This is a genomic window from Vibrio sp., assembly GCF_047973365.1.
GTDB lineage: Bacteria > Pseudomonadota > Gammaproteobacteria > Enterobacterales > Vibrionaceae > Vibrio.
The window spans coordinates 13801-32444 of the sequence record NZ_JBKEBW010000087.1 but is presented as its reverse complement, the minus strand read 5'-3'; the positions used below and the strand labels follow the sequence as shown (position 1 = coordinate 32444).

Sequence of the window (18644 nt, the reverse complement as noted above, 5' to 3'; positions counted from 1 at the left end):
TTTCGGTGCAATGCCTCGTTGCTCTTGCTTGAGTTGCCGTACCCAGCGATCCATTGCTGATTGACTTACATTCATTGCTTTAGCGGCTTCGATAACCGAATAGCCATGCTCTGTTACTAATTGTGCTGCTTCAAGTTTGAATTCCGCACTAAAAGTGCGTCTTGTACGATTTGTCATAAAATCACCTGTTTGTCTCTGAGGTGTATCTTAACACCTCTATTCAGGTGGCCAAATTCACTGTACCACTACAATCTTCCAGTTGCGTATCAAAGAGCTCTTGAGTATCTAGGTTTTACTTCTCATATTGTGCCCGACAATACCGTTATTTTTGGGACCCTTCGAGTATTTAATGATTATAAAAGGAACCGTAATGAAGAGTGAATTTGAAGGTTATTTGAAACAGTGTCCAATCATTGCAATTTTAAGAGGTTTGACTCCTGATAACTGTATTGAGATAGGCGAAGTGTTGTATGAAAATGGTGTAAGGATAATGGAAGTTCCTTTAAATTCTCCGTCGCCTTTTGAAAGTATTAGAAAAATGGTGAAACATTTTCAAGGAAAAGCATTGATTGGCGCGGGTACTGTTCTTGTTCCTGAGGATGTCGAAAAACTGAGTCAGGTGGGGGGAAGAATTGTCATATCTCCAAACTTTAATCCAGACGTCGGTATGAAAGCGAAGCAACTTAATATGCTTTGGTTACCGGGTGTCATGACGCCAACAGAAGGCTTTACGGCACTTTCTAAAGGTGCTGATGGGCTAAAACTGTTCCCTTCAGAAATGATCACTCCAACAGTCCTTAAAGCTTGGATAAGTGTTTTCTCAGCAAGGACAAATTTAATTCCTGTTGGTGGGGTTGGGGCCGACAATGCGAAAATGTACATGGAAATAGGGGCTTGCGGATTAGGTATTGGAGGCTCGATATATAAACCTGCGGATACTGTAAGTACCGTGCATGCAAAAGTTTCCAATATTATTAAAAGTTTGGATTAGAAATGTGTGGTGGTACGTCGTCTATACCCTTTCTACTTGGAGCTACAGCGGTGTTGGCTACGTTCGTTCACCCCAATCACATAGTTTATCTATGCTCATGGGGATTCACTCACTTGCCGCCTACCTGTAACTCCAAGTAGCTTGGGTATATACAAACTATTGAACAATAGGGTTACGGACAATTGGAAACCTTGTTCCTAATTTGCTCACCACTTACACATTTTATGAGCGATAAAACATATAGCCTCTTTTTCAAATATGGAAAGAGGCTAATATTTTTTACTGATGTGGTGTTCATCAGAATAAATCATACTATTTTGCTGCTTCGATGATTTCACAAAAACTATTCATTACAGCAGTTGCTGGAGAATAAACACCAGCGGATGTTGTGAACGTAATAGCTGTTTTAACGTCAGAGTTTATTTGTTCAACAGTAATGTTTAATGGCGCTGTTTTTCCTTCGCCAAAAGAAATGGTTTGGCTTGCACTAAGTAAACCTAATTGACTGTCTGAGTTAGTAATATGCCACCCATCAGCAGTGATGTGACGAGTGATTTTTTCAAAAGTCGATTTTTGCTTGGCATTTTCGATGATCTCAAACGTTTTGTATTGCTTTCCTGTTAGCAAACTCCCTGATTGAGTGAAATTTTGTGCACAGACTCGGGCATCATTGGACGCCGATTGCTCGTTTGATGTGGATGCACAGCCGGTTAATATAGCGAATCCCATTGTTGAAATAATTTTTTCATTATTTTGTTATCTAACTATTTGATAATTAATCTGAAATCTATGCCAATCTTTTATTGGGAACATTCATTAACACTGCGTAGTGTTGTTTGTTGTAAAAGCTGAATATATAACCGAGACTGTAAGTTTAATATCAGAGTTGGGGTAGTTTATAGTAGAACAATGATGCTTGATCTTACATTCGTCGGCTTTGTTGATGATGGCGAACATTACAAAAGACAGAGCGTGCCCAAGCCCAATTCTCGTTTTGAGAGCCGGTGATAGCATGGGATTGGGCTTTTTTCCAAAGCGCTCTAGCTTCATCCCATTCTCGTTGTTTTTCTTTTTCGCAAGCTTGCTGTGCCCAGGATAAGTAATCTGCTTTACTCATAGGATATCTACTCTCTTTGGTTGATTGGAAGCATATCGAGGTTTAGTTACCATCGTTTCTATACTCTTCCAACTTGAAGCAGCAGCGGTGTTGACTGTATTCGTTCACCCTAATCACATAGCTTATCTATGTTCATGGGGATTCACTTACTTGTCGCCTACCTGCAACTCCAAGTAGTTTTAGTATATATACTTTTGCAATTAATGGACGTTAAAGGGAATTCTGTTCGTCATCTTTTGTTCTATTAATTTGTTTAATGGTAGCAAGGTTGCATTGTGTTAGGGTTAGCATGATGTTGTTTTGGTCTATATATGTGCCTAATATCAAATTATGCCTAAACAATTCCTATATTTGGGATGCTCAATTAATTATCTTTTATATCCTAAAATACAGCGTGTTACTAAATAATTCATGTTTTTTATAATGTATTATTCCATTATATAAGTGGTTATCTAGCGAAGAAACACTTACATATTATGAATAACTTTATTGTATGAATAATCTCAGCATTCTTCATTTTCGCAAAGTTTTAGGACATTTTATTATATAGCCAGTGATTTAGGTCTAAAAGTGGTGTATTCGTGATATTGATAGCGTTGATTGAGAAATCTATCTTCAAATGCTAAACACTAAGATCTGTGAAAACTTAATGTACAGTTTTCTAATATTTTGAGACCTATATGAAAGTTATTGTATTAATTAAAGCTGTAGTTGCGATGTCAGCTATCGCTATGTCACTAAGTGGTTGTCAATCAAATAGCTTGACATCGTCTAACAGTAGTAACCAATTGGCAACAGTACCCACAGTAACCCAAACACAGCAACTGCTGTCATTGGTTAATAATACCAGTTCAGCTTTAGGTATTACCCAAGATCAAGCTGTTGGAAGTGTTACATCATTATTGTCATTTGCTCAGAGCAACTTGAACCAATCAAGTAGTTCTGAATTGACGTCTTTGATTGGTGGCGTAGACCTTACATCGTTGAGTGGTTCTAGTAGTTCCGTTTTGGATGTGACTAATTCATTGAGTAATCTTGGCTTAAATGCATCAACGTTAATGCAGCTTGCTCCGTTAATGCTGAACTATTTAAAAAACCAAGGTGCTTCAACATCGTTGCTATCTGAATTCGCTACATTGTTTGCTTTCTAATTTTAAATTAATGATTATTATAACAGGAATGATTAAAGGTTAAATTTATGACTGAAGATATCTTGGCAGTTAATTTCCCAGACGGGGTTAATAGTGTAAGTAGTTGGTTTGGCGATAACTCAGATCTTATTATTCAATACAGTGTTAATATTATTTCTGCAATCTTAATATTGTTTATTGGTAATATTGTCGTAAAACTAATAACCGCAAGTGTTAAAAAATTACTAAACAAGAAAAAAATGGATGCAGCGGTTGTCGATTTTATTTTGGGTTTAGTCCGCTACGTACTATTTACGATTGTTTTAATCGCGGCACTTGGGAAGTTAGGTGTTGAAACTACTTCTGTAGTCGCAGTGATTGGTGCCGCTGGCTTAGCTGTAGGTTTAGCTCTACAAGGTTCATTGTCAAACTTCGCTGCTGGTGTTCTTATTGTTAGCTTCCGCCCTTTTAAGTCTGGTGATTATATAGAAGTGTCCGGTGTTGCTGGTTTAGTTGAGTCAATTCAAATTTTTCAAACAGTACTGAAAACGGTAGATAATAAAATGGTAGTAGTACCCAATGGTGCAATTACTTCAGGGTCGATCATTAATTACTCTCGTCATGCTAAACGCCGTGTTGACTTAACTATCGGCGTTTCATATAAGGCAGATATAAAGAAAACCAAACAGGTTATTCAAGATGTTTTATTAAAAGATGAGCGTATTCTGACAGAACCCGCTATTTATATTGGAGTGTGTGCTTTAAATGATTCATCGGTTGATTTTGTCGTACGCCCTTGGTGTAAAACAGAAGACTACTGGGATGTGTACTTTGATTCTTTAGGTTCAATTAAAGAAGCGTTGGATCAAAATGGTATTGAGATACCTTATCCACAAATGGATGTTCATCTGAATCGAATAGATTGATTGTAGTATCACTTATGTACAAATCCACCGCTGATCCGGTGGATTTGAATTTTCTTATAAGTCGGTAGTCTCTTATGCAAAAAACGGATTTTTGAGCTAACCAGTGATATTCGTTGTTTCTCAGATAATGTTCTACACCCATATTTATGTATTTGCTAGAAGATTCGCAGTCAGCAACTTTTAAGGCTAGGTTAAATGGATAAAGTTGTTAGGAGGGATGTCGGCATTTTGTGAGTAGAAGAGAAATAGCGTCATTTGTAATGGTGGAACGTTTGGATATTAATGATTGGGTATGTACCGAAAGTGATGAATCGGATTATGTAATTGAACGTTTTGAAATTCGTATAACTGGTAAAAAGCCCCTGATACTGAATAAGCCGTCCTATTCTCGACTGGTGTTTGTTACTCAGCAATATTTGAATTTACCGCTCAGTACCACCAAGGCGATTATAAAAAAATGTGTAATAGATAGCCCAGACCCTTTGTTGTTAGGTGATTATCTTCGTTTAATTGAATATTTGCAGTCTTCTGAGCTCTGACTGAATGGATTTTTAGCATTGCGTTTAATTATCGAATGGACGATGCCATTTTATTATACGAAGTTTATGTTATATGTATTGTGCTTAAATAAGGAATGCTTAAGCGGCTCATTGTGACCCCCAACACAACCAAACCTTCACTTTTTACATTCTTTAGTGAGGGTTTGGTTGTTTTAAAGGAACAGTAAATGCAGGACAACGAAAACTTAACTTAAGCTTGCGGCAAATCTAGTTACTGTTATAAAACCTACCACATTAGCCATGGGCAAGCCGTGATAACGTGAGTTCTCCATTGACCTTCTCATTGCTAATCTTACAGATAGTTTTTTAAGTTACATAACTGACAATCATGGTTGCATTGTTCTAAGCATTTTAGCCGTTTTTGTATTAATGGCAGTACAATAGGGTTTGCGATTATCTTTAAAATGTCTATTTTGACTAAATGGACTCCTAAACGTGAGTTCTTTTCTTGAGGCGGATAATATTTTACATCTTCCGCATCGAAAACTAATTTTGTAACTTCGTACACTGAGTATCCAGAGATAAAAATATAGGCAATTCGTTTGTTTTTAAATTTTGGCGAAAGTAAATAGTAGCAAAGCGCAAGGCTAATCAAGTAGAAAAAGTGTTTTGAGTCATGGAAAAAAGATACGTTAAGGAGATAGCCTTCATCCTGCTCTTCAGGTTTTAACGACGGGAAAGACGGTAAGTTATGTACTTTCTCTAATGGTTCAATTCCCACCCAGTGGCCTATCATCTCATCATGTTCATTCAGTAAGCGAATGGTGGGATAGGAAATCTCATTGGTCAGTTCATACAGTTCTTCAGTGAACTGGTTTATTGGTCGTATGTTTTTGTAAAAATCCCCTAAAGTTTCCTGATGTTGGTGGTAACTAAAAATATCGACATGAATTTTAGTGGTGGCATCGGCTTTTTTATAAGAAAGCGTCGGATTGATATAGTCGAGCAATTTAATGAATTCAGAAATCAATTTTGTTTTTTTGCTTGGACATTTTACATTTTTTGCGTTAATTTTTTTTACAAAGTCAATCAGATCGGCATCAATGCTTTTGCAGATCAGTAGTTGCTTATGGGCTGATGGCACAGTTTTACCGGTTAACCAACGACTTAAAGTGATGGAATCTAGCCCTTTAAAATCTTCGTAATTATTAAGTTGCAAATGGGCAATAAGCTCGTTTCTTGTTATAGATTTAGCGGACATCCATTCGGTCAATATGGTTTTAAATGGTTTATTCATAGTGTTGTTAATTAATACAAAGAGTGTTTACTATTTAGCTATGTTTTTCTTCAGCTATAGATGAGAGCTAATCCATCAAGCAAGACCCATCAAGTGATTAGCTCCAATTTGCTATATTTATTTCAGTGTAAAAAAGCGCATCAATTCAGCTAGAGTGACAGACATTTTGGCAAGTTCCTGCGAGGCGTGATTGCTGTCAGAAACCATATTAACGGTTTGCTCAACTTTATCTCGAACAACTGTGATACTTTGACTGATTACTTCGGCGGTGGTGCTCTGTTCTTCTGTCGCTGTAGCAATTTGTGTATTTAAGCTATTCGTCTGAGCAACTTTTTCTGTGATCATCATAAATGCACGGTTCGCTGATTCAGACTGTTTCACGGTTCCTTCAAGCGTAGTTTGACTAGCATTGATCGATGTGACTACCAGAGCCGTGCTTTGCTGTAAGGTTGTGATTTGATCTTCAATTTTCTCAACGGCTTTTTGTGTCTGTTGGGCAAGTTGGCGTACTTCATCAGCAACAACGGCAAAACCGCGGCCATGATCACCTGCTCGGGCTGCCTCAATGGCAGCGTTAAGTGCCAGAAGATTCGTTTGTTCAGCGATTGTTTGAATCACATCCATCACATCACCCACTTCTTCTGTGCCTGTGTGAAGCATGGAAATATCTTTACTTAACCCGCTCATTTGTGATGCAAGTGAGCCTATCTGTTCCATAGAAGAAGACATAACATTTATTCCTTTGTTCGCTTCTTCTGTAGCAAATTCGGCTTCTACTGAGGCTGTGTTTGCGTTATGAGCAACCTCATTAATGGCAGCAGACATTTCATTCATTGCCGTTGCCACTTGATCGGTTTCTTGTCGCTGAATCGTTGAGCTATGGAGTACTTCCTGGTTAATGGCGGAAAGTTGTTCTGATGCTGAAGCCAACATTTCACAATTTTGAGTAATTTCTTGCACTGTTGTGTAGAATTTTTGTTCCATTTTCCCTAAAGAGCGGCGCATTTGAGCAATTTCATCGGCACCTTCAGCGGAGCAATGTGTTTGAAGCTCTCCCTCGGCCATTCTTTCAATGATAGCCTTAGTTGCGTTGATTGGTCCTGTAATACTACGTATCACCAACTGGCAAAGAATTAATACAATTGGAGTTGAAACTAATAATGCAATAGCCACAGCTATTATTGCATTCTTGCTTAACTCGGCCACTTGTTCGGATAACGAGGTTTGATCATTAAATGATGAATCCTTAATGGCCTCCAAATTGTCAGTAATATCATTACCTAAATCAGTAAGAGTGATATTCCACAAATTATTACGTTGTTCAATCACTTTGAAAGTTTCATTGATATTATTATTAAATGTAGCAACACCTTGTTTTATCTCATCGCTACGAAAATTTGGATTATTTATATCAAATTTAATGATATCTTGTTCAAGTTGCGCAATGGATATTTTATATAGTTCAAGTTCGCTCTTTTCATTATCAAGCATAAAGTTGGTGGCATGCTGTACTGCCAGTGTGAAATGCGATTCTGCCTCAACCAAATACTCGAATACATTTGAATCAGAGTTCAAGGTTAAGCTTCGCATATCTTTGATTTGTTGTTGTAGACTTTTTATAACTACCTGATTGTTAGTGGTTAGTTTATTTAGTTGCAACATTTGTTGTTTTACTTGGTTTAGCCCATTTTGATATTGCTGTATATTGTGTTGAACGACAGAAAGCATTTCTCTTTCTTGTTGACTGGTCGCTGTCGCGATTTCTTTTTTGAGAATAATTTCTGAGTTTTCTGTTTCTTTAATTGCAGCTGTAAATTGCTCATCTTTTCCATTTTGGCGATAGGACAGCGCTCGAATTCGTGCTGTGAGCATGCTCTCTTGGACATTGCTTGCTTGAATGGCATTCTGGTTTACCAACCTGAAAACATCAAAATCATATTGAATATTTTTGATTGCAAAACAAGCTACTCCAGTTATGAATAGTGAAGATATTATTGATAAAATAATTGTTAAATATATCTTATACGATACTTTTGTGATTTTATTAAGCATTTGTCATTCTTTGGTGGTGAATAATGTTATTCACACCTTATAGGAATTCATATCTTCCGACAAATATTGCTGAATAAATTTAAAATTGTAACATCATGAAATTATTAGCATTAATTTTTATTTTCTCAAATTCGACGATTGAAAAAGGAATAAACCTACACGAAAAGTAAGTTATTTTTATAATAAAGTAAGTCAACTGTTCTGGTGGTCGGAAGACTATCATGTAGGATGATTAGATCGGTTAGGCAAATGGTGTGTGATGAAATAGTGGCTGAAGTAATCTGCGAACACAATGAGTGACAAAAAGGACAACACCCGCTAGAGGTGAGCCTTGGCTTGGCATTGTCCATTACAACTATCTTCCCTCCAATTGGGGCTATAATCAGGCTATTTAGGTTTCTTTATTCAACTTTTTTGATGTTAGTCTTACGATGTTAATCGCAATGATGATGAGGATTGAGGTTGTTATAGCACCCAGAATATAGGCTGATTTTTAAATTTTATTCTTAATTTTAATTTGGTTATTGTGTGGTAATTGTATATTACAATACATGGCTCTTGCCCAAGACCAATTTCTGTTTGGATGACCAATACTTGCTTTGGTATTCGCTTGTAACCAAAGTTCTCTTGCTTCGTACCATTCTTTTATTTTCCCTGACACAACCAGAATAATTTTGCAAAAAATACAAAATTTGCAAGAACGTCTGATACTATTTAGCGGGTTATTTTTATTTGTTAACGTAGAGAGAAGTCATTTATGTGATAAGTTTTTACTCTGCGATATTGTTTCTTTTCAGCAAAAATTAAAGCAATATGATGTTCATTTAGTCATTGAAATAACGGAAAAAATCATTGTTGTGATTGTATTTTAATCCGTGATGGTCTGCAGTTTTTAAGGTCATCAAATGTTATTCTTGCTGCTGATGATGTGAATGCATCACCTTGTGAACCAGATTTTAGAATTAGTGAAATCCAGTCTGATATCTATAGTTTTATAAAAGTGAATTTCACTGATAAAATAGAAATATTCAATATCTTAAAAGTATTCTGAATAATAAATATTACAATATTATCGTCGAACGAATTGATTCAGATGAGAAGATGAAGGCACTACATGAACTAGGTGCTGATTACTGGGGATTGCAAGGCTTCTTGTTTAAAGACTAAGTATTACTGTTAATTCAGCTATTTCTATGCACGAGTGAGGGATTAAAAATGGCATTGCTAATGTAACTGGTTTGGTATGGTGTCATAATGCCTAATCAATATCTCAAATAAACCATTGGATGCAAGCTTTTGGTCTTTGTTTATTGGCTATCAATTGGGAATAACAACAGGATACTGGTTGTCATGCCTGTTAGTTGGCAGTTTCAATGAGTGGCTTTAGCAAGCATCTCGCTTACTACCACTTGGTAATGGTGGCGATGCTAACTGAAAATGATGCTTATCGCCAGTTTAGTCAAAAAGGAAAACAATTAGTTGGTAAAACCTCTTTAGTTGAGCAGCAGATAGTCTTTTCTTCAGGTCAGAGGCTTCCAATTTTGCAACAGAACTAGTTGTTTCTCTATTAGTCATCATTTGGAGTAGTATGACTTATATTATTTTTGTCGCTTTATTGTTTTTAGCCATTGTGAGTGGTGTCGTTTATCTTATGGTTCGCTATTTAGGAAATAATTCTGAACAACCTTCGACAAACTTAAATGAAATGTCTGAAACTCGCACTGTGAAAAAAGCTAAATACACTCATCTGACGAAGGCGGTTATTATTGCTATTATCTGTGTCGGTGCTTTATTACCATTAAGTATGGTGATGGATATGACCTCCGATCGCGAACGTATATATCATCGAGTCGTGAAAGACATTGGTCATTCTTGGGGAGAAAAACTCATTCTATCGGGGCCTGTATTAGTTGTTCCTTACAGTTATTATGTACTGCGAGAGGAATTAAGTCCTGATGGTAAAACTGTTAATAAAACAAAAGATATTCGTCAAAATGAGTTGGTAATTTTACCGAAAAAGCTTGAACAAAATCTGGTGCTTAATCACGACTTTAGAAACCGAGGTATCTATCAATCCCTAGTTTACAACACTACTTTATTGGGTAAGGTTGACTTCAATCCACCTCAAATAGAAATAGACAATGTTATCGGCTATGACATGAAACGAGCTAGATTGGTGTTTGGTGTATCTTCTAATAAGGCGATAGATAAAGTCCACAATATCAAACTAAATGGTTCGTCGGTTAAACTTGCGGGTTCATTAATGTCAGGTACCAAGTTAAACGTTGATAATCTTAACCAAGGATTTTAACAAGGATTGGAAATCCTCGATTGGAATAATGGATTTAGTATTGATTTTTCTATGATATTACGTGGTTCTGAGGCGATTGATATTCTCCCCTTAGGTGAACAGACTCTGATTAATATCCAAAGCGATTGGCCACATCCAAGTTTTAAAGGCATCTTGCCGGCCAAGCGAAATATCTCTGAGCAAGGGTTTGATGCTTTTTGGAATATCAGCCATTTAACCAGAAATTACCCTCAAGAATTCATTCAAGGAGATATGGTCAGACTAGGAGAAATATCGGCGACCACCGTCCTTTTTGAGCCTGTGACGCATTACGGTAAGACTGAACGTTCAGTAAAATATGGACTGTTGTTCATCGTGCTGACCTTCATTATGTTGTTTATTTTTGAACTGGGTCAGAAAACTAGTTTGAGCATCATTCAATATATGTTGGTCGGAGGGGCAATGGCGATGTTTTACTTATTGCTGTTATCGTTGTTAGAGCACTTGGTATTTTTCTATGCTTACCTTATCGCTGCCACTATTCCAGTATTGTCTATATCCTCCTATGTAGGAAGCGCCTCGGCGAGCTATAAGCGAGGTTTCTTTGTCGGTGTAATGCAGGCGGGGCTTTATACAGTTCTTTATTCCATACTTCAACTTGAAGACTATGCGCTGCTAATGGGAACGGGATTATTGTTGTTGGCGTTACTCATTTTGATGTATATCACTCGACATTATAATCATGATTCAATTATTACATCTCGGGAATAACGGATGATAAGCTGGAGTGCGTTAATATTTAACAACGTTATATGGTTTTAGTCTTCTTCATTAAGTTTGGGTTTGCTTGACTCTTTTCTATAAGGCATAAGGGTTGGAAAAATAATGTAAGGGATATGTTTTTTACAAGCCTGTGTTTATGTGTTTAATTTCATTGTGTGGTACACACAAATGAAGGACGTAAGGAGCATTTATGCGTCGTAATTGGTTAGGATTTAGCAATAAAATGCTGGTAATTTTTGCCTTTGTATTCATCGCTATAACTTTATTTATGACTGAAGCGTTAGCTGATCCCGACAAAGGTAAAGTGCTTGAGCCCAGTGTCAGCTTTGTTGGGCGAGGACCGGTTGTTCCGCTATCAAGTGATCAATCAATTCCTATTTCTGCTGTCAATGTGAATGAAATCGATGTCGATATTCTACAAGCCAACAATCCAGCTTCTTTTCTCAATCAATACTATTTCAACCAAGAAATCAAAGCCTGGGATCTTAGTAGTATAGAGCGCTCTTTCACTTCACTACATATTGACCGTTACACTTTACCGAAAGCGCGTACTAATGAAGAGCAGACTGTTCGTATCCGTATTCCTCAATCAATTAAACCAGGCTGGTATCTGGTGGTTGTCCGTAAAGCGGGAAGTTACGACAACTTGCAAGTTCGTCATGTATTGTTAACCGATATTGGTGTTCAGGCGAAAGTATTCCACAACAGTATTACCGTACGAACTGCTTCTTTAAGCTCCGGTTATGCTTTTACTTCGGGAGTGGTAAAACTCTACCGTAAAGATGGCAACTTGTTTGAAAGCGCGGCGATAGATAATGAAGGCAAAGCCGTTCTTAATGTCACACCAGAGAATAACGATGTCATTGTTGTTGAATCTGGAAAAAGCTATTCAATTCTGCCTCTGCGTGAAATCCCACTTGATCTCTCTGAATACAGTATCGGCGGTCGTGTAGCGCAAGCTGAAAGTGCGTTTGTATACAGTAACCGGGACCTAATTCGTCCGGGAAACTCTATTCCAATCAATATCTTATTGCGTGATGCGCAAGGCGATAGAATGTTAAACATTCCGCTTACTTTGACTCTATTTGATTCAAAGAATAAGCAAATACTTTCAAAACTTGTTAACGCCAGCGAAAGTGGTTATTACCGCTATGATATTGAGTCACAGCCGTTTTGGAATGTAGGCCGCTATACTCTGGAAGTGAGAACCGATTCAACCTCAAAAAATCCCGTCAATGTTTTTCGTTTTCAAGTTGAAGAATTCACACCAGAACGAATGGAATTAACGGTGACACCAAAACAAGAAACCGTTTATGCCGATGACGAGGTTCAATATGATTTGAGTGGTCGTTATCTGTTTGGCTCACCTGCGAATAATAACCAGTTGAAAACGTTCGTAAGTTACGGCCCGGTTTACTCTTTCAGTGGTAAATACAAAGACTTTTTGGTCGGTAAAAAGCACAACTTAGAAGATCGTTACAAAAGACTTGACGACACTCGATTATCTGAAAAAGGAAAGGCGACGGTTCTAGTAACCACACCAGCTTCAAATAAAATTTACTCGCCAATCAAAGTTGAAAGCGAATTTAGTTTGCTTGAGTCAGGCGGTGCTGCGGTTCAACGCAAGCATTCTGTTGTTGTTTGGAAGAAGTCCGCCATTCCGGCAGTTCGTCCACATAAAAAGGTGTTTGATTATCGATCTCAGGCTGAGTTTGATATTGCACTGCTTAATGATTCAGGCTCACAAATGCTGGATGGCTCTTTACAGATTCAGTTGGATTACGATCAGGGTAAACACTATTGGATTTATGAAGAAGGCAGAGGTTGGCGGAAAAAAACGCAAGACAAATGGAAAACCATTGTTGAAAAACCGCTGTCCGTGAAAAAAGGTCAATCAACCTTATTGTCTGTACCTGTTACCTGGGGTAATTATCGTTTAACGGTGACAGACAAAAAATCAGGTAATGTCACTGAATATGAATTTTATGCAGGCTGGAATGAGAGTCGTCAGCAGATTCAGGCAAAACCAGATCACCTAGCTGTCACACTGGATAAAACGCATTATAAGGTTGGTGAGCTAATCAAAGTGAATGTTCGGGCTCCCGTGCGAGGAGATCTTACGGTAACGGTAGAGAGTGATAAAGAACTCTATTCAAAAACGATCACGGTGGAGAAAGGTCAACAAAGCCTAGACATTCCAATGGAAAATGATTGGAACCGCCATGATATGTATGTCAGTGCAGTGTTGACTTCCAATGTAAATGGTCAGCCAATTCGATATATGGGGGTTGAAGCTTTAAAACTGAATCGTACTGAGCGTGAATTGCAGGTAGATGTAGAATTGCCAGAGGTGATTAAAGCGGAAAAAACGGTCATCATTCCTGTGAAAGTAGCGGGCGGTAAAAGTGATAAACAAAAAACTTGGGTTACGCTCTCTCTTGTCGATAAAGGTATTCTAAACCTAAGTCGCTTTAAGCCAAGTGACCCTTATCATTACTTCTATGCACAGCAACGCTATAACCCAGACGTGATTGATCTTTACTCTCGTCTGTACGATTTAAGACCCGACCCATTTGCGACTTCTCGTTTTGGTAGTGACATGATGTCTTCAGAAACCGAGGAAGCAGCAATGGCAGCGTTAAATAAAAATGAGTCGCTTGTGGAGGTCAAAACGTTAACGTTAATGTCAAAACCTGTTGAGGTGAAGAATGGTGTTGCCAATGTTACTTTGGACATTCCTGACTATAACGGTGAAGTTCAGGTTATTGCCACGGCATTTAATGATAACGAATTTGGTCAACAGGTCGTTGACAACAAAGTGACACACAAGGTTGTTGCTGAATTATCCATACCAAAGTTTTTTGCTCCAGGTGATAACAGCTCAATGACTGTTGAACTGTTTAATGTGAGTGGTGTGAAACAGCAGTTTAACGTTTCATTAAGCACCAGTAATGACGCTTTGAAGTTTGTTGAACCATTTAATGAAGTTATCACTCTGGAAGATAAGCAGCGTTATTATGCGACGCTTCCAGTGACAGCGGCTGAGCACTTCAAATTTCGGTCAAGTACAGTCAGTCTTGCACTGAGCAGTGTTGAATCTAGTGATAGTGAAGCGGTCAATATTCAGCGTCAATGGTATGTGCCAATTCGTCCGAGTGTTCCATATGTTACCAGAACGATGTCAGCAACGATTCAGCCAGGGCAAACCTTTGAGGTTCCACAGTCAATGTGGAAGGGCCTTACTTGGCTGGATGGTTCGGCAGGGACTATGACGGTTTCGTATTCGCCGCAAGTTGATATCCAAAAACAAGCTAACGCATTGTTTGGTTATCCGTATGGATGTACAGAGCAAACCATTAGTAAAGCGATGCCTTATCTTTATGATTTGCCTAAGCTAGAAGAGATTAAACAAGAGCAGTTAGAAAAAGCAGAGAAGACAGAAGAGCAATTACTGGAACAAGTTGTTCAGAGGTTATTGGTTCGTCAGCTTAGCTATGGTGCGTTTAGCTTATGGGACAATGGAAGAGAAGATGCATGGATAACCGTTTATGCGACTGACTTTTTAATTAAAGTTAATAATAAGTACCCTGATATCGTGCCTAAGCAAGCGATTGAGAGTGCGTTGAAACGTGTGAGATATTACGTAACTCGTAAAGTTTCAACGGTTGAACATGTTAGCGCTTTCACTTATGCATCTTATGTTTTGGCTCAAAATGGCCAGTTAAACTGGAGTGACCTGAATAAAGTATGGCAGCAGAACCGTCATAATTTTTATACGTCTAAACATGAGTTTATGCAGTTAGCAGCGGCTTATGCGCTGGTTGGTAACTCTTCTCATGCTGAAGAAATGCTAAATCAGTGGGAAACCGTTGAATTTAATGCTTCCCGAGTATCAAGGGGGAACTTCAGAAGATACGCCTCTCCAATGAGAGACAATGCATTATCTGCAGCTATTCTTGATGATCTAATCGAACATTCAAAAGTGAATGCTCGTTATACTTCTATCAGAAATAAGCTGCTGTTTTCGGCGATTACTGAGTCTTACAAGAAGCGTTGGTTCTCAACTCAAGAGAATAACGCACTGTTAATGGCAGCGATGGTTTCTTCCCGAGAGGATAGAAAAACGCTAGTTGGCGATATTGATGGGCAAGAGTTTACGGCAATCGGCAGTTATTTCGATAAAGTATCACCGCAAACCGTCGTCAAGAACACGAGCAGAGAGCCGATTATGGTATTCGTCAATGCTCAAGGTTATCCGGATCAAGGTTCACTAACTTCAGGGTATATCCACAGTGACTCGAATGTATTAGCGAAAACGGTAAGGTATATGGATGGTCGAGCCTATAACGGTGAGCCCGTTAAAGTGGGTGATAGATTGGTTGTTGATATTGCCATTCAGTTGAGTAAAGCGTTGAGAGATGATGACGGAGAGACAATCTATCTTACCGATGTGCTGTTGGAAGATCTGACGCCATCAGGGTTTGCTGTTGAAAACCCAGCACTAAACCAAGGTCCTGATGTGAAGACGGTTTTAGGTAGCTCTTTGAAAGATTATCCATTAACAGAAGCGAATCATCAGGAGTTCCGTAACGACCGCTACGTAGCCGCTTTTGACGGCGTGTTCCTGCGCCGTAAACTCCGTTTTGCCTACGTTGTTCGAGCAGAGGTATCTGGTGATTACATTTGGCCAGCAACGAAAGTTGAAGCTATGTACAACCCAGCTCAACGTATTATGCTTAAACCAAATGTGGGTAAGGTGACGGTTAGCACTCAAGCGAAAGCTGACCAATAATGGCTAAATGAAGTTACTGACAAAAGGTCTGATACTGGTATTGAGTAGCCTGATGATAGGGCTGCTCTTACTTTTTTGTTATTTTGATAAACAGTATCCGTTACCAGAACCATTTCCTGACGGTGTTTCAGTGAATGTTGTCGCTGAGAATGGAGAAGTACTGCGTCGTTTCTCTGATTCAAAAGGTGTATTTCGTTATTACATTGAGTTAGACGAAGTATCACCATTTTATCTGCAAAGTTTGCTCAACTATGAAGACCGTTGGTTTTACTACCATTTCGGGGTTAACCCTTTGGCTCTAGTTAGAGCTGGGTTTCAGTGGCTAACGTCAAGCAGAGTCATTTCAGGTGGTTCGACGATAACGATGCAGGTGGCTCGTTTGATTGACCCACACCAGCGCAGTATTGCTGGAAAGCTTAAGCAGATGTTCCGCGCTATTCAGCTAGAACTGAACTATAGCAAAGATGATATCCTCACTTTGTATATCAATTTGGCACCGTTTGGTGGAAATATTTCTGGTGTTGAAAGTGCTGCACAAAAATACTTTTCTAAACGCGCCTCTGAGTTAAATATGAGTGAAGCAACCACCTTGGTTGTGTTACCACAAAAACCTTCCTCCTATCGTCCTGACCGCCATCCTGAGCTTGCTTTGGCTATGCGGAATAAAGTATTAAATCGTAGTTTGGAAGCCGGCCTTATTGAACAAAACGCTTATCAAATGTTGATTAAGGAACCATTGGGGGTGCATTTCAATCAAACCGAGGCTCAAGCTCCGCTATTAAGCCGTTATTTGAGAGAGCAACACGCAAGCAGCTCTGCTATTCATACAACCATCGATTATGATTTGCAGACGAAAATCAAAACGATTCTACAACGGCACGCCGCTCAATTACCGACTAAAAGTTCGTTAGCGGTTGTCATTTTGCGAAATAAAGATGGTGCAGTATTGGGTTATCAGGGAATGGCTGATTTCACTGATGCGACACGTTTTAATTACGTAGATATGGTGCGTGCGGTTCGATCTCCCGGTTCAACGATAAAACCGTTTATTTACGGTTTAGCTATTGAGAATGGCTATATTCATAGTGAGAGCTTACTCAGTGATATTCCCACTTCATACTTTGGTTATAAACCTGCGAATTTAAGCCAGATATATTATGGCGGCGTGAGTGTGAGTGAAGCGTTGAAAATGTCATTGAATGTGCCCGTGGTGCAGGTTCTTAATAAGATTACGCCGAAGTTACTGATCGACAAAATGTCTGCTTCATGTGATGTATTTGAACAAAATGATGCAGGGCTTACTTTGGCATTAGGAGGTATGGGGACTAATTTATGGTCGTTAACCTCTCTGTATCGCTCGCTAGCTTATAAAGGTGAAGTCGTGCAACCCTATGTTTTAAAAGGGCAAGGTAAGCAAGAGGTGCAGAAGTTACTTTCAGAAGAGAGTAGCTGGATTATCTTTAAAACCTTAAGCTCCATGAGTGCTCCGGATAGAATTGTTCCGGCGATTCGTCGTGAAATTGCTTGGAAAACTGGTACAAGTTACGGTTATCGTGATTTTTGGTCTGTGGGTGCGAGTAAAGATTATACTGTGGGTGTTTGGGTTGGACGTCCCGATTCTACACCTATGGTTAGTTATTTGGGGGCAACTCAAGCATCGCCAATTATGTTTGATGTGTTTGATCAGTTACCTGAGGACTCGTCGCGGGTAGAGCAACCACAGACCGTAAAGCAGGTAGAAATCTGTTGGCCCGGAGGTCAGCAAAAACAGTACACCACTCCGGAGCAGTGTATTTCGTCGCGCCTTGCATACACAGTGAATGGTATCACTCCTTCTACAATGGACAGTTATGGAATGTTTGTTATTAATTCTGCAATGCCTACTCAGTTAGCTGTATGGGAAACAGAGCAGAATAAACGACAAACTGAAGCTGGACAACCAATTAAAATTAGTAACTTTCGTTCAGGGCAGCATTTCTTTATTCAGGAAATTGGAGCTTTACCGCTTATCTCAAATAAGCCAAAACAAAAGGTACTTTGGTATATCAATAGTAGATTTCAACAACAGTCTGAGATTAAACTTAACCAGTATAAAGGGAAAACCAAAATTACCGCTTGTTTAGGGATGTCTTGTGATAGTGTGGAAATCACGATTCATTAGATACCCAATCTATCTAAACGGCCGATTCCGTTGCAAATTTTTAGTGGCTCCAATTGTTCTTGGGTGAATTATGGGCTAGGATACAAATCGCCTTTCCATGGTGTGACTCTACTCGATTATTTAAGTATTTTACTTGCCGATGGACATTGTTCGCAGGGCTAACCCCTTCATATTTAAGGACTCGTGTCGCTGGAATGTAAGCCTGTATTCAAGGTGGAAGGATGGTTACATTATTTGATATTCTACGCAAGGCTTCGCTAACGATTAGCGGTTTTCACATTATAAGTGGCGGATAAATAGAAATCCACTGGGAATCGGTGATAGCTCGAGAAAGATATATCCAACGCCCTTTTATTCGGATATAGGTTTCATCAATTTACCATGAAGAAGTCCATCGTTTCTGGCTTCCTGTACCAACGTACGGCCCAAAGAATGACTTGGCCAGAAAAGTGGCGACCTTTTAAATCAGCCACCTTATTCATTCCATTCGGATTTTCGGTCTAGGGTGCCTGAATGGTCAAAATTTGCAACGGAGCCTTTTGGCTTATTAAATTATGCTTATGCACGAATGAGGAATTAAGAACTGCATTGCTAATTCAACTGGT

At 38.8% G+C, this 18644-nt stretch carries 11 protein-coding genes and 3 pseudogenes; 8 read left to right on the top strand and 6 right to left on the bottom strand.

Annotation, left to right across the window (positions count from 1 at the left end; all coding sequences use genetic code 11):
* Window positions 1-177: transposase (locus ACK5MF_RS11640; protein ID WP_416922373.1), on the bottom strand; the 177-nt coding region annotated here is incomplete at its 3' end.
* A 193-nt stretch (window positions 178-370) separates the two neighbouring features.
* On the opposite strand from ACK5MF_RS11640, the gene ACK5MF_RS11635 reads away from it, so the two are divergent.
* Window positions 371-991, top strand: a complete 621-nt coding sequence (locus ACK5MF_RS11635) for a 2-dehydro-3-deoxy-6-phosphogalactonate aldolase (protein ID WP_416922370.1) — start codon at window positions 371-373, stop codon at window positions 989-991.
* A gap of 312 nt (window positions 992-1303) precedes the next feature.
* On the opposite strand, the gene ACK5MF_RS11630 is transcribed toward ACK5MF_RS11635, so the two are convergent.
* Complete coding sequence (locus ACK5MF_RS11630; RefSeq protein WP_416922368.1) at window positions 1304-1720, bottom strand: hypothetical protein; 417 nt, start codon at window positions 1718-1720, stop codon at window positions 1304-1306.
* 193 nt (window positions 1721-1913) lie between these two features.
* Complete coding sequence (locus ACK5MF_RS11625) at window positions 1914-2108, bottom strand: ANR family transcriptional regulator (RefSeq protein WP_416922366.1); 195 nt, start codon at window positions 2106-2108, stop codon at window positions 1914-1916.
* 680 nt (window positions 2109-2788) lie between these two features.
* Here ACK5MF_RS11625 and ACK5MF_RS11620 point away from each other — a divergent pair.
* The 3 genes and pseudogenes from ACK5MF_RS11620 to ACK5MF_RS11610 all read left to right on the top strand — a co-directional run bounded on the left by ACK5MF_RS11620 (window position 2789) and on the right by ACK5MF_RS11610 (window position 4703).
* Window positions 2789-3259 (top strand): DUF2780 domain-containing protein, encoded by a 471-nt coding sequence (locus tag ACK5MF_RS11620; RefSeq protein ID WP_416922364.1) that lies wholly within the window; start codon window positions 2789-2791, stop codon window positions 3257-3259.
* Window positions 3260-3306: 47 nt separating this feature from the next.
* A pseudogene (locus tag ACK5MF_RS11615) lies at window positions 3307-4146 on the top strand (mechanosensitive ion channel domain-containing protein); the annotation flags it as partial.
* 248 nt (window positions 4147-4394) lie between these two features.
* A complete protein-coding gene (locus ACK5MF_RS11610; protein WP_416922363.1) occupies window positions 4395-4703 on the top strand; it encodes a hypothetical protein in 309 nt (102 codons plus the stop codon).
* Between the two features lie 313 nt (window positions 4704-5016).
* Here the strand turns inward: ACK5MF_RS11610 and ACK5MF_RS11605 are convergent, their stop codons facing one another.
* The gene (locus tag ACK5MF_RS11605) at window positions 5017-5961 is read right to left on the bottom strand and encodes an XRE family transcriptional regulator (RefSeq protein WP_416922361.1); all 945 of its coding nucleotides are present in this window, start codon (window positions 5959-5961) and stop codon (window positions 5017-5019) included.
* A 117-nt stretch (window positions 5962-6078) separates the two neighbouring features.
* Window positions 6079-8013 (bottom strand): methyl-accepting chemotaxis protein, encoded by a 1935-nt coding sequence (locus ACK5MF_RS11600; protein WP_416922359.1) that lies wholly within the window; start codon window positions 8011-8013, stop codon window positions 6079-6081.
* Window positions 8014-9386: 1373 nt separating this feature from the next.
* Between ACK5MF_RS11600 and ACK5MF_RS11595 the strand changes: the two genes are divergently transcribed.
* From ACK5MF_RS11595 to pbpC, 4 genes and pseudogenes are all read left to right on the top strand, one after another.
* On the top strand, window positions 9387-9569 hold the full coding sequence (locus ACK5MF_RS11595) for a hypothetical protein (protein ID WP_416922357.1): 183 nt from the start codon (window positions 9387-9389) through the stop codon (window positions 9567-9569).
* A gap of 32 nt (window positions 9570-9601) precedes the next feature.
* A pseudogene (creD, locus tag ACK5MF_RS11590) lies at window positions 9602-11074 on the top strand (cell envelope integrity protein CreD).
* Between the two features lie 202 nt (window positions 11075-11276).
* Complete coding sequence (locus tag ACK5MF_RS11585) at window positions 11277-15878, top strand: alpha-2-macroglobulin family protein (protein WP_416922355.1); 4602 nt, start codon at window positions 11277-11279, stop codon at window positions 15876-15878.
* A gap of 7 nt (window positions 15879-15885) precedes the next feature.
* Window positions 15886-18039, top strand: coding sequence for a penicillin-binding protein 1C (gene pbpC, locus ACK5MF_RS11580; RefSeq protein ID WP_416922353.1), 2154 nt, complete (start codon window positions 15886-15888; stop codon window positions 18037-18039).
* Between the two features lie 284 nt (window positions 18040-18323).
* Here the strand turns inward: pbpC and ACK5MF_RS11575 are convergent.
* Window positions 18324-18521 (bottom strand): annotated as a pseudogene (locus tag ACK5MF_RS11575) (DDE-type integrase/transposase/recombinase); the annotation flags it as partial.
* Window positions 18522-18644: the final 123 nt, after the last annotated feature.

Excerpts from the sequence above, each read along its gene's own strand:
- ACK5MF_RS11635 (WP_416922370.1), top strand. The coding sequence starts at position 371 with ATGAAGAGTGAATTTGAAGGTTATTTGAAACAGTGTCCAATCATTGCA.
- pbpC (WP_416922353.1), top strand. The coding sequence starts at position 15,886 with ATGAAGTTACTGACAAAAGGTCTGATACTGGTATTGAGTAGCCTGATG.
- ACK5MF_RS11630 (WP_416922368.1), bottom strand. The coding sequence starts at position 1,720 with ATGGGATTCGCTATATTAACCGGCTGTGCATCCACATCAAACGAGCAA.
- ACK5MF_RS11625 (WP_416922366.1), bottom strand. The coding sequence starts at position 2,108 with ATGAGTAAAGCAGATTACTTATCCTGGGCACAGCAAGCTTGCGAAAAA.
- ACK5MF_RS11605 (WP_416922361.1), bottom strand. The coding sequence starts at position 5,961 with ATGAATAAACCATTTAAAACCATATTGACCGAATGGATGTCCGCTAAA.
- ACK5MF_RS11585 (WP_416922355.1), top strand. The coding sequence starts at position 11,277 with ATGCGTCGTAATTGGTTAGGATTTAGCAATAAAATGCTGGTAATTTTT.
- ACK5MF_RS11595 (WP_416922357.1), top strand. The coding sequence starts at position 9,387 with ATGAGTGGCTTTAGCAAGCATCTCGCTTACTACCACTTGGTAATGGTG.
- ACK5MF_RS11600 (WP_416922359.1), bottom strand. The coding sequence starts at position 8,013 with ATGCTTAATAAAATCACAAAAGTATCGTATAAGATATATTTAACAATT.
- ACK5MF_RS11620 (WP_416922364.1), top strand. The coding sequence starts at position 2,789 with ATGAAAGTTATTGTATTAATTAAAGCTGTAGTTGCGATGTCAGCTATC.